This is a genomic window from Paraeggerthella hominis (assembly GCF_021044775.1).
Lineage (GTDB): Bacteria > Actinomycetota > Coriobacteriia > Coriobacteriales > Eggerthellaceae > Paraeggerthella > Paraeggerthella hominis.
The window spans coordinates 52,167-65,523 of sequence record NZ_JAJNOQ010000004.1; the positions used below are offsets into that span (position 1 = coordinate 52,167).

The window sequence follows — 13,357 nt, forward strand, 5'->3', positions numbered from 1 at the left end:
CTTGCTACGATTCGAAGCGAAACGACAACCATCGTCAGCAAGGAAGCAAGCACCTTGCAAGGGGAAGGACGGGCATGGGCATCTACGTCATCACCGGAGCCACAAGCGGCATCGGCGCGAAAACCGCCGAAATCCTACGCGGACGCGGCCACGAGGTGGTCAACATAGACCTGAACGGCGGCGACATCAACGCGAACCTGGCTACCAAAGACGGACGCGCGCACGCGATCGCCGAGTTGCACGAACGCTACCCCGAAGGCATCGACGCCATGATCTGCAACGCGGGCGTTTCGGGCGGCAAGGCTCCCATATCGCTTATCGTGTCGCTCAACTATTTTGGCGCCACCGAGATGGCTCGCGGCGTGTTCGACCTGCTGGAAAAGCGCGGAGGAAGCTGCACGGTCACGTCGTCGAACTCCATCGCGCAAGGAGCAGCGCGCATGGACGTAGCCGGCATGCTGAACAACCATGCCGACGAGGACCGCATTCTCGAACTGGTCAAAGACGTGGATCCTGCCATCGGCCACGTGTACTACGCGTCCACGAAGTACGCGCTTGCCCGCTGGGTGCGGCGCATGAGCCCCGAGTGGGGATCGCGGGGCGTGCGCCTGAACGCGGTGGCGCCCGGCAACGTGCGCACCGCGATGACCGACAACATGCTGCCTGAGCAGCGCGCGGCCATGGAAGCCATTCCCGTGCCCACGCATTTCGGCGAAGAGCCCCTTATGGAGCCCATCGAGATCGCCAACGCCATGGCGTTCATCGCCTCCCCTGAAGCATGCGGCATCAACGGCGTGGTCCTGTTCGTGGACGGCGGCACCGACGCCCTGCTCAATTCCGAGAAAGTCTACTAGGAGGCAGCCATGGTCATCAACGATTTCGTCGCAGCGATGCAAGCGAAGGACCACCGGGCGCTGGCCGCCTGCTTCACCGAGGAATGCCGCCTGGTCGACTACTGCCCTTCCCTGGTGAAGCGGCAAAACGCGTTTTTGTACGGGCGCAATTCCATCGAGATGTTCTTCCATAACAAGTTCGTCTTCGGAGGCTTCGCCATGCGCGACCCGCGCGTGACGAACGAGCGCACCGTGAACTTCTACGCCGACTACAACGGGGCCATCATCCATGCGCTTGCGCAGATCGAGAACTGCAGCGACGGCGCCTGCAACTTGAACGACAGCCTAATCCAGGAGCTGGTGATACGCCCGGCGTAGGAGCGGCACGAGCCGATCCGCATGCCGCGAGAAAGAAGAAGGGGGCGCCTTTTCCAGACGCCCCCTTCTTCTCGTTCTACGGATTGCATTTTGAGCAAGCGCCGTAGCCTTGCGCGATCGCGTTTGAGCGCGAGATGGGAATTTGGCTTTTCTTCAGGTACTGGCATCCGTCGCGGTGGAACTTCTCGCCCGTCTTCGTGATGTAGACCGTGACGTCGTCTCCACCACCCCCGCCTTCGCCCGAGACTGCGGCCGCAGCAGCGGCTGCTTCCTGCTCGGCGGCCGCCGCTGCGGCCTGCTCCTCGGCCGCCTTCGCCGCGGCAGCCTCCTCCTCGGCCTTCTGGCGCTCGGCCTCCTTCTCCGCCTCGATCTTGGCCATGCTCTCGGAATCGAGCTTCAGGGACAAGCGGGCCGTCTGATCCCTCGTGCCGTCGAAGGAGCACTTCACCGGATCCGATGCGAAGACGCTCTCGCCCACTTTCAAAGACGAAGGATCGAGCTTGAATACGTACGTTCCGGCCGGGTAGGCGAGCACGTAGCTTTTACCGAGCGCGGCCTCGTGCTTGTCGTCGACCTTCGTGCCGTCGTCCTGCGTGCCGGTGACGAGCGCGCGTACGGCGCGGCTTGCGAAAAGCAATGCCGCTCGACAGTAAAACTAGTACAAATGTTCGCTATAATGTGCTATACTTCTCCCCAAGAAAAGGAGGGGTCGGCAGCATGAACCTGGGGCATGAAACCGAGCGGATCGAGTTCAAGAAATCGACTTCCGAGCTCAAAGAGGCGGCCGTCTCTGTGGCCGCGATCCTCAACAAGCACGGGAACGGCACGCTGTACTTCGGAGTGAAGCCGGACGACGAGGTGTGCGGACAAGACGTGGCGGAATCGACGCTGCGGGAGGTGAGCCAAGCGATCGGCTGCGCCATCGACCCGCGCGTGCATCCCGTCGTCGAAGCACTCGACGACGAGGGGCGCCGCTACGTGCGGGTGGACTTTTCCGGAAGCGACGCTCCTTACGCCTGCAAGGGCGCCTACCGCATCCGCGTCGCGGACGAGGACGTACTCATGGCACCGGCAGAGGTGCGCCGCATGGCGGTCGAGGCCGAAGATCGGATCAACCCTTGGGATTCGCGGCTTTCGCAGCGCAACGTCGCCGACGCCAGCGAGAAAGAGCTGCGCGCCTACATCGAGCGCGGCAACGCGTGCGGCCGCATCAGCTTCGCGTACGAAGGCGTGGAGAGCACGCTCACGCGTTTGGGGCTCATGCGGGAAGGACGGCTCACCAACGCAGCCGAGGTGCTGTTCTGCGAATCCTTCTACCCCATGCTCAAGATGGCCATCTTCGCCAACCACCAGAGAGTCGACATCCTGGACATCCAGCAGGAGCAAAGCACCTTGTTCGAGCTGGCGCGCAAAGCCGAGTTCTACGTGCTCAGCAGCATCAGGAGAAGAGCCGTGTTCACCGGCAAGATCGAGCGTGACGAGATACCGGAGCTTCCCATGGACGCCGTGCGCGAGGCCATCCTCAACGCGTTCGCACACCGCTCGTACCGCTCCGATCTGGCAATCCAAGTGGAAGTTTACCCTGACAGCGTCGAGATCTTCAGCCCCGGCTGGTTTCCGCACGGCAAAACCCCGGAAGCTCACCTGTCGGGCGAGGACAAGTCGTCCACCAGCAGGAACAAGCTCATCGCCAAGGCGCTGTTCCTATCCAAGGAGATCGAGTCCTTCGGCACGGGCCTCCCCCGCATTAAAAAACTCTGCGATGCCGAGGGCATCGAACTCGAGTACCAGAAGGACATGAACGGCACCACCGTGGTCTTCCACCGCAATGATCCGTTCGCGGCGATGTCCGAACGGGAAACGCAGGCAACAACCGCCCCGAAACCCGACTGGACGCTTTCCCGGGCAGCGCTAGACGTCTTCCGTACGGTCAAAGCCGAATCCGATTTGACCGTGGCGCAAATTTCTGAGCGAACACACAGGTCGATCCGAACAGTCGAGCGTTCGCTCAAAGAGCTTCGAGACGCGGGGCTCATTACCCGAAAAGGCTCGAACAAAACCGGCAGCTGGATGGTTTTAAGCGGTGCAGATGACGGAATAAATCCTTCACAAAGCCTGACAAAAGGGACCTGAAGATAAATGGCGGGATAAATGGCGGGATAAAAACGAACTTCGATAGCGCAGACGCGAACGGGGCGTTGGCGACGCACGCAGATACCCGTCCTTCATCGTATTTGCGTTGACCACAGGCAGCATGAAGCTACAAGATGCACTCAATATACTGCTGGATCGGGACGCTCGCGGGCGCTACGTGTTCCGCAAGCGCGACCTTGCCATCGTGCTGGACGAATCGGGTCGCACACTCGACCAGACGTTCGAGAGCTTCGAGAGCGCCCTTTCGCTCTACGGCGAGATCTCGCAGATCCCGTCGACCGGCTCGCTCTCATGATCACCGGCCGCAGCGGCGAGTACCGGACGCCCTACGGCGTCATCGAGTTCACCCATACGAAGCAGTCCGTCGAGCGCATCCTGCCGTAGCTCGTCAAGCGCGAGGGCCATGCGCTGTCGCTGGCCTCGAAGCGACTCGCCTACGATGACCTGCGCTCGACCCGCCGCACCCTCGACCTCGTCGACGAAGGAAAGCCGCATGCCCAAAATTGACTTCAACGCCTACGTCGCGCAGCTCGCGCGCGAACGGTCGGCAGGCCATGACTCCCGTCATCGAGAAGGAGCTTCTACACTACGAGATCCTACGCGCCCTGGAGTAGGGCGGCTTGCTGGCGAGCCTCGCGTTCCAAGGCGGCACGCGCCCCTACCCAAACCAAGGTCGGCGCGAGCGGGCCGACGACCACGCTCGCGCGCCCAAATGCACGATTCTTCCCGAAATGTTGCGTGCGAGCACATACCGAGGCCCGCGCACCGACGGCAAGCATTTACGACCAGGCAAAACGCACAATCGCATCGAAGACATCCCCTTGGTAGGCCCTTTGAACGCAACATTGGGGGAAGAATCGTGTAAAAACAGGATGCCCGCTGCCAACGCGGGTAGCAGCCACCGAGCCGAGCGCGCGCGGCATCAGCCGTTCAGCCACGACGACGCCTTCTTCCGTCGCAAGGCTAATAAACCGTTGGGCAACAGGCGCGAAGCCCGCTCGTGCGCATTTCGCAAACCTCGTATCGTGGGAACGCGCCCTGCAGCAGCTCAAAACTCGGAGCCTGCAGGGCGCTCTGCGGTAGAATGGCACTCCATGAAACCGCAACAGCTTACTCGGCGAAAGGCAGCACACGTGAAGGACTTTTTTCAGCGCATAGCATTGAAGACCGCTCGATGGATGCAAGGGCGCTACGGGCTTGACGGATTGTCGAACGGCCTGATGGCGCTGGGCATCATCTCCATGCTGCTATCCGTGCTTCCCTACCTGGAAGCATTCTCATGGGTCGCGCTGATAAGCATGGCCTTGGCCCTGTTCCGCACCTGTTCCAAGAACTTCGCCCAACGACGCAAAGAAAACGCCGTGTACGAGCGCGTCATGGCCAAGCCGAAACACGCGTACGCCCTTGCCAAGAAGAAGTGGGTCAACCGTAAAACCACGCTGTACTTCACCTGCAAGAACTGCGGCCAAGCCCTTTCGGTTCCGCGCGGAAAAGGCACCCTGCGCGTGGTCTGCCCGAAATGCAAGACGGAGATCACCAAGAAGTCGTAGCGATCGCGTTCGACGGAAAACGAACCGGCAAGGCGAAGATGCGAATGAAGCAGGGGGACGGAGGCGATAACCTGTCCCCCTGCTTCATTGAAAAGAGCGACCCGACGATACGGGTCGCTCTTTGGCCGCTCGGCTCGATGCCCGGTGCGCACCGGATTTTCGCATCGAACCAAGCGGCTTCGCGGAAAAGGCGGAATTGCATTGCGGCAGCCTGGGCAAAGCGCAAGCCGCCGCAATCGATCAACTTACTTGCCGGCAGGCTCCTGCTGCGTGATGCAGTGGATGTTGCCGCCGCCGAAGACCACCTGGTCGGTCTTCACGCCCACGGCCTTGTACGCGCCCTCGCCCCAAGCCTCGTCGAACGCGGCCTGGATCTGCTGGACGGCCAGCGCGTCGTTCTCGTCGCCGTACTGCGGCACGATGACGCCGCCGTTGACGATGAGGAAGTTCATGTAGGACGCGATCAGCGGCTCGTCGGCAACGCGCGGCTCGGCGTTTTCGTCGATATCGATGGAGTCGCAAGAAGCCTGGTCCATGTACAGCGGCTTCACCGGCATGACGAGCTTCGTCACTTCAAGCTTGCGGCCCTTGGCATCCACGGCGTTGGACAGTGTCTCGTAAGCGGCGTGGCACTCGTTGTAGAACGGGTAGTCCGGATCGTCGGACCAGATGCACAACATCTTGCCGGGGGCCACGAAGCACGCCACGTCGTCGATGTGGCCGTTCGTCTCCTCGGGGTCGATGCCGTCCTTCACCCAGATGACCTTCTCGACGCCCAGGTAGTTCTTCAGGCCCTCGTCCATGTACGCGCGCAGCTCTTCGGACCATGCCTCGTAGTCGGTCACGGATGCGTTGCGGCCGGGATCGAGCAGGCACATGTCGGTGGTGACGACCGTGCCCTCGCCGTCCACGTGGATGGAGCCGCCCTCGAGGATGAGGCTTTCGGGACGGTAGCGGCGGCATCCGCTCATCTCGGCCATCTTGAGCGCGATCTGCTCGTCTTTGTCCCACGGGAAGTACAGGCCGTTCTCGAAGCCGCCGTACGCGTTGAAGTGCCAATGCACGGCGCGCTTGTCGCCCTCGCCGTTGACCACCCAGGTGGCGCCGGTGTCGCGCACCCATGCGTCGTCGGTGGTCATCTCGATGACGGTGATGTTCTCGTCGTCCTCGAACACGGCCTTGGCGTTGGCGTAGTCGACCTGGTTCACGCACATGGTGACGGGCTCGAACTCGGCGATGGCGCGCGCAACCGCCGCGTACTGCTTCTGAGCGGGCTTCGCGCCCCATGCCCACGTGTCGGTGCGGTGCGGCCATGCCATCCAGATGCGGGTCTGCGGCTCGAACTCGCCGGGCATGCGGTAGCCGTCGGCCTTCGGGGTGGACTGGGATTCGGTAATCGTCTTCATGATGCACACCTTTCTGTTTGGTTTGCAAATCCTGTTTCGTAGATTCTCCCACGGGCGGGACGTTCGAATCGCCCCGCCCGTCCAATCGAAATCGCAGCGTTTACGCTACTGGCTGAGCCTCGGAGTCTTTCTCCGCAGCGCTCTGCGAAGCCTCGCGCGCCTCTTCGGCGGCTTCCTCGGCCAAGCGCTCAGCAGCCAGTTCGGGCGTCAGGCCCTTGTACTCCTCCGTGCGGCCGCGCTTCGACCAGATGCGCACGACCTCGCCCAGCACGACGAACACCAGCACGCCAACCAGCATCGGAATCTTCGAAAGCTCTTCTTCCGAACCGTTCAACGGAACGATGGTAGCGATGATAGCCAGCACCAGCTCGATGGCGGGGACGGCCAGCATGACGTACATGAGCTTGCCCTTGAAGGGGAAGGTGAACACGCGCGGGCGGTTCGGATCGACCTTGCGCAGCTTCAGGAACGCGGTGAACATGGGGATGTAGCTGATCAGCAGGAACACGACGTTCATGGAGAACAGCATCCAGAAGATGCCCTCGGAGATAGCCGGAATCGGGATCAACTGCAGCATGAGGGCCAAGGACGCCACTACGCCGTTGATGATGGCCGCGCCCGTAGGCATGCCGGTCTTCGCGCTCTCATGGGCGAACAGCTTGGGCATGTTGCCGTGCTTCGCCGCATAGTCGGCCACGAAGTTCACGCCGAAGGACCAGGAAGCCATGTTCGCGAACAGCGTGACCAGGAACACCACGCAGATCAGCATGAAGATGGGGGAAGCCTCGCCCACCATGGTCATGACCGCGTAGATCATGCCGAAGTCGGGATCGATCTGATCGGCCGGAATGGCAGCGCCGATGCCGAACGAGCAGAACAGGTAGATCGCAGCGATGGCCAGGCCGCCCAAGATGATGGCCTTGGGGATGTCGCGCGAGGGGTTCTTCATGGCGTCGGCGAAGGTGCAGATGACCTCGAAGCCCATGAAGTTGAACAGGATGATGGACAGGTACGTAAGCGCGTTGGTGTTGGTGAGGTCGGGAACGAACGTAGCCGGGGACATATCGCTGGCGAAGCCGTTGTTCATGGCGTACCAAATGCCCAGACCGCCGACCGACACCGCGATGAGCACTTTGAGGATGGCGCCGCCGTTGAGGATCCACGCGGAATCGGACACCTTCGAAAAGCTCATGAACACGACGATCCATACGAATGCCAGCTCGATGGCAAGCACCGGGCCCAGCTCGAACTCAACGCCGAACACCATGCCCAGAATATCGGGGAACAGCGTTGCCAAAGACGCGATCCACAGCGGGAAGTTAATCCAATAGTACCAGGCCACACGGCTGCCCCAGCGATCGCCGAACGCCTCGCGGATCCAGTCGTACAAGCCGCCGTCGGAATCGTACGTGGTTCCCAGTTCGGCCACCACCATGCCGTACGGAAGCAGGAACGTGATGATGAGGAAGATCCACCAGAAGAACTGCTGGTTGCCGATGGCGGCTGCGGGTGCTGCGGCCTCGGCAACGAACACGACGCAGATCACCGACAGGATCACGCTCATGAATGAAAACTTTTTAACTTTGTTGCTCATGCGTATCCCCCTTCCAGGGGTTCGGCTCCACCGAGCCGCGCCGGCTTGGCGACGCGGGCCCGGCCCGGTGGAGCGCTCGATCATGGTGAACGGGTTGCGCGCCTCGCGCCGCGCAACCCGCCAAGGTCTCTTTTGCTACTTGCTGATCTTCTCGAGCACCGCGTTCATGCGGGCCTCGGCGGCGTCGGCCACGGACGCGTCCTCGACGGTCTTCGGGCACAGGTAGGCCAGGATGGCGCGGATGGAGTGCTTGCGGTTCTCGGCCTCGACCCAGCACAGCGAGCGCTCGGGGCTGTCCATGACCTCGTCGGTCACTTCCTCGCCGCGGGTGGCCGGCAGGCAGTGCATGAACTTGGAGTCAGGCCCGGCGAAGTCCATCATCTCCATGGTCACCTGGTACTTGGGGAAGAAGACGTCCATGTAGGACTCGCCGCCCTCCTCCTCGTCGTACAGGCCGTACCACACGTCGGTGTAGATGAAGTCGGCGCCCTTGATGCACTCGATGTCGTCGGAGACGGTGACGGTGCCGCCGGACGCCTTGCAGTTCTCCTCGGCGATGGCCATGATGTCGACGTCGGAGTCGACCACCAGGCCGCCGTCGGTGACCTGCTTGCCCTTGGGGCCGAAGTGCACGAAGTCCATGCCCATCTTCGAGGCGATGAACATGAGCGACACGCACACCTGGGTGGCGTCGCCGATGAAGGCCAGCTTGCAGTCCTCGATCCTCTTGCCCTCGGGCAGGTTCTCGATCATGGTCAGCAGGTCGCCGAGCTCTTGGGTGGGATGGTTGTAGTCGGACATGCCGTTGACGACGGGGGCGGCGCTGTTGGCGGCCAGGCCCACCACGTCGGGGTGGCGGTTCACGCGGGCCATGAGGATGTCGACGAGCGAGCCCATGACGCGCGCGGTGTCCTCGAGCGTCTCGTGGCCGCCCAGCTGGATGGTGCCCGGGCCGTAGAACTGCGCGTGGCCGCCCAGGTCGGTCATGGCCGTCTCGAAGGAGATGCGGGTGCGGGTGGACACCTGCTGGAAGATCATGCCGAGCGTCTTGTCCTTGAGCACCTGCGGGTAGCGCCCGCCCTCCTTGATCATGGTCTTCATGGAGCGCGCCAGCTCGATCATGTCGAGCAGTTCTTCTTTGGTGAAGTCGTTGGTGTCGATGTAGTCCTTCACGGCCATGCTGGTCCTCCTTATTGACTGCCGCGGCCGATGCCTTTTCCCGGCCGCTTCTCTTGGCGCCTACCATGCTGCGAAGATGGCTTCTTGTGAAGGAATAATGAAGATTATTTTTCGCACGCTTCTTCTATATCTCAAATAATCTTGGGTGTTTAATTGATTGATCAGGTGTTATAGTAAGCGTCGCCAATTGCCCTACAACCTCGCTACACCCTTCTAAACCTGCGAGGTAGAATTACCGAAAGCGGCACAGACACTTCGTCCATCGGAAAACGAGGGAGTATCGCCTTGGAGATCGCATTCTATTTCTATACGATTCTCATCATGCTCGTCTGCGTTGCCGCAGGAACGATTTCGCTTTCTGCATACTTCGTCTCCCGCAGGCGCAGCCATTTGTTCATGGTGGCGTTCTTCCTGTTCTACTTCCTTGATCTCGCGATCATCTTCCAAAACGAATACCTTGGGCAGAATACGGATTTCCCCCTGGACGCGTTCTACGCCATCGATCAACCGCTGCTCAGAATCTTGTTCGCAGCCGGCGTTATCGAATCGCTCTGGCTTGTCGCCTGTGACTTCGTGGATGAAAAAAGGCTCGCTTTGCGAATCGTTCCCGCTGTAGGATTCGTGATCTTGAGCGGCGCGATCGTCATCATCCTTCCCGAAGGGCAATTCAAGCAGTGGCTGTTCTACAGCATGCGGCAAGTGTTTTTGATCTGGTGCCTTGCCTACCTGCTGCGCCGGTACTGGACTTCTACGAACGAGATAGAAAAAACGCGCATGAAGCGACAGGAGCCGCTGTTCCTGATCACGATAGCGCTGACCTTGGGCATCCTTGTGGAAGACACGTTCATGATGCTGGTCTGGAACCCCGAAGCGGTATCTGCAACCATGCTTCCCCTCTACATATCCGAGCGCAACTTCTGCGAGAACTTCCTTATGCTGGCCTTCGCGTTCTTCAGCTTGAAAGAGTCGGGGGAAACGCTTCGCATGCGGTTCAAGGAACCGCCGACATCCGAGAATCCCACCGTGCAAAGGCACATCGACGACCTGCTGCCCACGTTTTGCGAGCGGCACGGCCTGACGGCGCGCGAGCGCGAGATCTTGGCCCTTGTGCTGCAAGGCAAGGACAACCAGAACATTGCAAGCGAACTGCAACTGGCGTTGGGAACCGTGAAGGCGCACGTGCACAACATCCTGAAGAAGACCGACCACGCGAGCCGCCAAGAACTGGCGCGCGACTTCTGGAAGGAATAAAGCGGCGCCGCGCGGCCAACCTTCGAGCGTACGGGGGCGGCTCGACAAGTAAGCGCGGTCATGCGAGAATCAAGGGGCAACAGAGGAGCACGCACCGCTTCGGCGTTGTCGCGGCGTTGACACGTCACCGTTGCGACAACGCCGAAGCCTCGAAAGGATCTTGTCATGAACCCGTCCGGCCTTGTCACCATCGAACCTGATCAAACCGACCTTCTTGAAGAACTCGCGCGCATGCTGGGCACCTGCTTTCGCGAAGAGCTCTGGTACGTCACATGCTTGGACGCGCTCGATGCGGACGAAGACCGCAAGCTTGCCATCACTCAGACATCGATCAGGTCGGACTTCATGACCACCGCGCCGTACGGCTGCGTGCACGCGTTGCCCGACCATGCCGGCGTGGCGAACGCCTTCCTGCGCAGCGATCTGGGCGATGCTGCATGGGCGGATCTTGAGGAGCGGTCTTGGAGCTTGGTGGAAGCGCAGCTGACGCCGGAAGAGCAGGCCGTACTGCTGCCGCGCGCCGAAGCCATGGAACCCCTGTCGGACACGAACTGGCCCTTCGCGCATGCCGCCTGCGACGAAGACTTCATCTACTTCGTGTCCATCGGCGTGGATCCCGCCCGTCGCGGCAGCGGGGCGTTCGGTCGCCTGATCAAGCCTATCCTGGCCTACGCCGACGCGCGCAACCTGCGCACGTACCTGGATTGCTACACCGATCGCCTGGAGCAGATCTACGGCCATTACGGTTTCGTCACCGTCGAGCGCAAAACGGCACCCGGCTTCGACCTGGTCGAACGCTGCATGGTGCGCGATCCGCAACCCGTCGCGTAGGAGCCTTCCGTGCGCAGCAACGAACTTGCCAAGCTTGTAGGCGTGACCGTGCGCACGCTGAGGCACTACCACGCCATCGGGCTTATGGCGGAGCCGCCGCGCGCGGAAAACGGGTACCGCGAATACGAGGCGGAGGACCTGGTGCGCCTGCTGCGCATCAAACGGCTTTCGGCTTTGGGGTTCTCGCTTTCGCGGATCGGCGAAGTGCTCGACGAGATGGACGCGAACCTGGAAGCGGCGTCCGGCCCGAACGCCGACGCCGCCCTTGACGAGCTTGACCGAGAGCTGGAGCTGCAAATTGCGCACCTGCAAGAGCAGCGGCGCACCATCGCTCTGCTGAAACGCGAGCAGCTCGATCCTGACCTGCCGATACGCTTCGCACGTGCTGCGAAAACCCTCATGGGCGATGCGTACGAGACAGCCTCCGTCCATTCAGGGAACCGCCAAACGCTCCTCATTGCCGGGCACCTCTACACCGACGAGGACGTAGCGGAGCTGGAACGCGCCGTCACCGCGCTCGATCAGCGCGGGCTTCTGGACAGGCTGCATAAGATACAGGATCAGTTCGAAAACCTGGCTCCCGACACCCCGCGCGAAGAGATCGATCGCCTGGTGGCCGAGACCATGAACTGCCTTGATCCCATTATCGATTCCTTCGATCCCGACAATTGGGATCGAGACTTCGACACGCCGGCCGATCTGCTCATAGACGAGATGGCGAAGCAGGGGCTGAGCGAAGCCCAAGCGTACGCGCAAGATCGCATCGAGGAGGAGATGGAGCGACGAATTATGAAGAAACGGGAGCTGATGCTTGACCCCGACGTTACGTCGTAGTTTTTACTGCTCGGTAGATCACCGACGCAGAAAGGACTATCATGCACGGCAAAGGCACTACCATCCGCTTCCTCGTTTCGAGTACGCTTTCGCTTCTTGGCAACTCGATCGCAGCCATCGCGCTCCCCCTCATCCTGCTCGCCACCACCGGCGACGCACTGGCGGCCGGCGCCCTGGCGCTCGTATGCGCCGTTCCGCAGATGCTGCTGGGCGTTCTGGGCGGCGCCGCGCTCGATCGCTTCAACCGGCGAAACATCTCCATCCTCTCGGACTTGATATCCGCCGCCAGCGTCGCGCTCATCCCCCTCGTGGACCTGCTTTGGGGCTTGAACTTCTGGTGGTTCGTCGTTTTGGGCCTTATGGGCGCTGTCGGAGACATCCCGGGCATGACCGCACGCGACGCCCTGCTGCCCACCGTCACCAAGCGCGACGGTGTTGACCTGCAACGATTCATGGGCATGTCGCAGTCTTTGGACTCGCTCACCACCATCGTGGGCCCGGCGATCGCCGCGCTGCTGATCGGCACGGTCGGCGGAACCTCCGCCCTTTGGTTCACGGCGGCGCTCTCCGCCGCGGCAGCCATCGTTACCATGACCCTGCCGCGCGTTGTCGGAGTTCCCGAAACCGCCGCAGGCGAACCGATCGATGCCGCAAGCCCCAGCCCTTCCCGGGGTATCGCAGCAGCCGCGTTCGGCGCGATGCGAGAGGGACTGCGCGTACTGCTTCGCAGCGATCGCGTCCTTGCCTGCTCCACCCTGTTCTCGTTCGGCATCGTCATGGTCATGGGGTCGTTTCAGGGATTGGTGCTTCCCGTGCATTTCACGCTTACGGGCCAGCCTGAGCTTTTGGGCTACGTGTTGTCGGCGCTTTCCGGCGGCATGCTGATAAGCTCGCTTGCATACGCGGCGCTCGCGCCCCGCTTGAGCAGGCGCGCGTGGTACGTGACGTCGCTCGTCGGCATGGCGGTGGGCGTGGCCCTGCTCAGCACGCTGCCGCCCTTCCCCCTCATGCTGCTCGGCGCGCTCGTGCTGGGCATTGCGGCGGGCCCGGCCTCGGCGCTATTGGGATTCTTCATGTACGACCGCATCCCCGACGCTTCGCGCGGCAGCGCGTTCGGCACCCAGAACTCCATCATGCTGATTGCCGCTCCGGTAGCCGTGTTCGCCACGTCCGTTGCCGTGAGCACGCTGGGAGAGAGGCCGGCGGCGCTGATCCTCATGGCGTGCTGGGGGCTTATCACCGTAGCGGCTCTGTTGGTGAAGCCGATGCGCCACCTGGACGATGAAAGCGAGGCCTCCGGCGAAGAGGCGTCCCCGGAGGCCGCTCCCGCCGCCGACCGCTAGCGCA

General features: G+C 61.7%; 14 protein-coding genes. 9 read left to right on the top strand and 5 right to left on the bottom strand.

Annotated elements, in window-relative coordinates; translation table 11 throughout:
- Positions 1 to 74 precede the first annotated feature (74 nt).
- Positions 75 to 854 (top strand): SDR family oxidoreductase, encoded by a 780-nt coding sequence (locus LQE90_RS05675; protein WP_216528819.1) that lies wholly within the window; start codon positions 75 to 77, stop codon positions 852 to 854.
- A 9-nt stretch (positions 855 to 863) separates the two neighbouring features.
- Positions 864 to 1,211: a hypothetical protein gene (locus LQE90_RS05680; RefSeq protein WP_114567663.1), complete on the top strand. Its 348-nt coding sequence runs from the start codon at positions 864 to 866 to the stop codon at positions 1,209 to 1,211.
- Positions 1,212 to 1,287: 76 nt separating this feature from the next.
- Here the strand turns inward: LQE90_RS05680 and LQE90_RS05685 are convergent, their stop codons facing one another.
- Complete coding sequence (locus LQE90_RS05685; protein ID WP_216528818.1) at positions 1,288 to 1,848, bottom strand: hypothetical protein; 561 nt, start codon at positions 1,846 to 1,848, stop codon at positions 1,288 to 1,290.
- A gap of 80 nt (positions 1,849 to 1,928) precedes the next feature.
- On the opposite strand from LQE90_RS05685, the gene LQE90_RS05690 reads away from it, so the two are divergent.
- Together LQE90_RS05690 and LQE90_RS05695 are read left to right on the top strand one after the other, a co-directional pair.
- Positions 1,929 to 3,344, top strand: a complete 1,416-nt coding sequence (locus tag LQE90_RS05690) for an ATP-binding protein (protein WP_216528817.1) — start codon at positions 1,929 to 1,931, stop codon at positions 3,342 to 3,344.
- 121 nt (positions 3,345 to 3,465) lie between these two features.
- Complete coding sequence (locus tag LQE90_RS05695; protein WP_216528816.1) at positions 3,466 to 3,660, top strand: hypothetical protein; 195 nt, start codon at positions 3,466 to 3,468, stop codon at positions 3,658 to 3,660.
- 484 nt (positions 3,661 to 4,144) lie between these two features.
- Here the strand turns inward: LQE90_RS05695 and LQE90_RS05700 are convergent, their stop codons facing one another.
- Positions 4,145 to 4,303 (bottom strand): hypothetical protein, encoded by a 159-nt coding sequence (locus LQE90_RS05700; protein WP_216528815.1) that lies wholly within the window; start codon positions 4,301 to 4,303, stop codon positions 4,145 to 4,147.
- Positions 4,304 to 4,498: 195 nt separating this feature from the next.
- On the opposite strand from LQE90_RS05700, the gene LQE90_RS05705 reads away from it, so the two are divergent.
- Entirely contained in the window at positions 4,499 to 4,915 is a 417-nt protein-coding gene (locus LQE90_RS05705; protein ID WP_216528814.1) for a hypothetical protein, read from the top strand.
- A 245-nt stretch (positions 4,916 to 5,160) separates the two neighbouring features.
- On the opposite strand, the gene aguA is transcribed toward LQE90_RS05705, so the two are convergent.
- From aguA to ptcA, 3 genes are all read right to left on the bottom strand, one after another.
- Positions 5,161 to 6,321 carry an agmatine deiminase gene (gene aguA / locus LQE90_RS05710; protein ID WP_114567667.1) on the bottom strand — a complete coding sequence of 387 codons (1,161 nt, stop codon included), beginning with the start codon at positions 6,319 to 6,321 and terminating at the stop codon, positions 5,161 to 5,163.
- Between the two features lie 100 nt (positions 6,322 to 6,421).
- On the bottom strand, positions 6,422 to 7,915 hold the full coding sequence (locus LQE90_RS05715; RefSeq protein WP_114567668.1) for an APC family permease: 1,494 nt from the start codon (positions 7,913 to 7,915) through the stop codon (positions 6,422 to 6,424).
- Between the two features lie 135 nt (positions 7,916 to 8,050).
- Positions 8,051 to 9,094, bottom strand: coding sequence for a putrescine carbamoyltransferase (gene ptcA / locus LQE90_RS05720; protein WP_216528813.1), 1,044 nt, complete (start codon positions 9,092 to 9,094; stop codon positions 8,051 to 8,053).
- Positions 9,095 to 9,379: 285 nt separating this feature from the next.
- Between ptcA and LQE90_RS05725 the strand changes: the two genes are divergently transcribed.
- From LQE90_RS05725 to LQE90_RS05740, 4 genes are all read left to right on the top strand, one after another.
- On the top strand, positions 9,380 to 10,345 hold the full coding sequence (locus tag LQE90_RS05725) for a helix-turn-helix domain-containing protein (RefSeq protein ID WP_114567670.1): 966 nt from the start codon (positions 9,380 to 9,382) through the stop codon (positions 10,343 to 10,345).
- 165 nt (positions 10,346 to 10,510) lie between these two features.
- A complete protein-coding gene (locus LQE90_RS05730) occupies positions 10,511 to 11,176 on the top strand; it encodes a GNAT family N-acetyltransferase (RefSeq protein WP_216528812.1) in 666 nt (221 codons plus the stop codon).
- A gap of 9 nt (positions 11,177 to 11,185) precedes the next feature.
- Complete coding sequence (locus tag LQE90_RS05735) at positions 11,186 to 12,010, top strand: MerR family transcriptional regulator (protein WP_216528811.1); 825 nt, start codon at positions 11,186 to 11,188, stop codon at positions 12,008 to 12,010.
- Positions 12,011 to 12,051: 41 nt separating this feature from the next.
- Positions 12,052 to 13,353, top strand: coding sequence for an MFS transporter (locus LQE90_RS05740; protein ID WP_216528810.1), 1,302 nt, complete (start codon positions 12,052 to 12,054; stop codon positions 13,351 to 13,353).
- Positions 13,354 to 13,357 lie beyond the last annotated feature (4 nt).

Bases quoted from the DNA above. Each gene is read 5' to 3' on its own strand.
- LQE90_RS05675 (WP_216528819.1), top strand. From the start codon at position 75: ATGGGCATCTACGTCATCACCGGAGCCACAAGCGGCATCGGCGCGAAA.
- LQE90_RS05680 (WP_114567663.1), top strand. From the start codon at position 864: ATGGTCATCAACGATTTCGTCGCAGCGATGCAAGCGAAGGACCACCGG.
- LQE90_RS05690 (WP_216528817.1), top strand. From the start codon at position 1,929: ATGAACCTGGGGCATGAAACCGAGCGGATCGAGTTCAAGAAATCGACT.
- LQE90_RS05695 (WP_216528816.1), top strand. From the start codon at position 3,466: ATGAAGCTACAAGATGCACTCAATATACTGCTGGATCGGGACGCTCGC.
- aguA (WP_114567667.1), bottom strand. From the start codon at position 6,321: ATGAAGACGATTACCGAATCCCAGTCCACCCCGAAGGCCGACGGCTAC.
- LQE90_RS05715 (WP_114567668.1), bottom strand. From the start codon at position 7,915: ATGAGCAACAAAGTTAAAAAGTTTTCATTCATGAGCGTGATCCTGTCG.
- ptcA (WP_216528813.1), bottom strand. From the start codon at position 9,094: ATGGCCGTGAAGGACTACATCGACACCAACGACTTCACCAAAGAAGAA.
- LQE90_RS05730 (WP_216528812.1), top strand. From the start codon at position 10,511: ATGAACCCGTCCGGCCTTGTCACCATCGAACCTGATCAAACCGACCTT.
- LQE90_RS05740 (WP_216528810.1), top strand. From the start codon at position 12,052: ATGCACGGCAAAGGCACTACCATCCGCTTCCTCGTTTCGAGTACGCTT.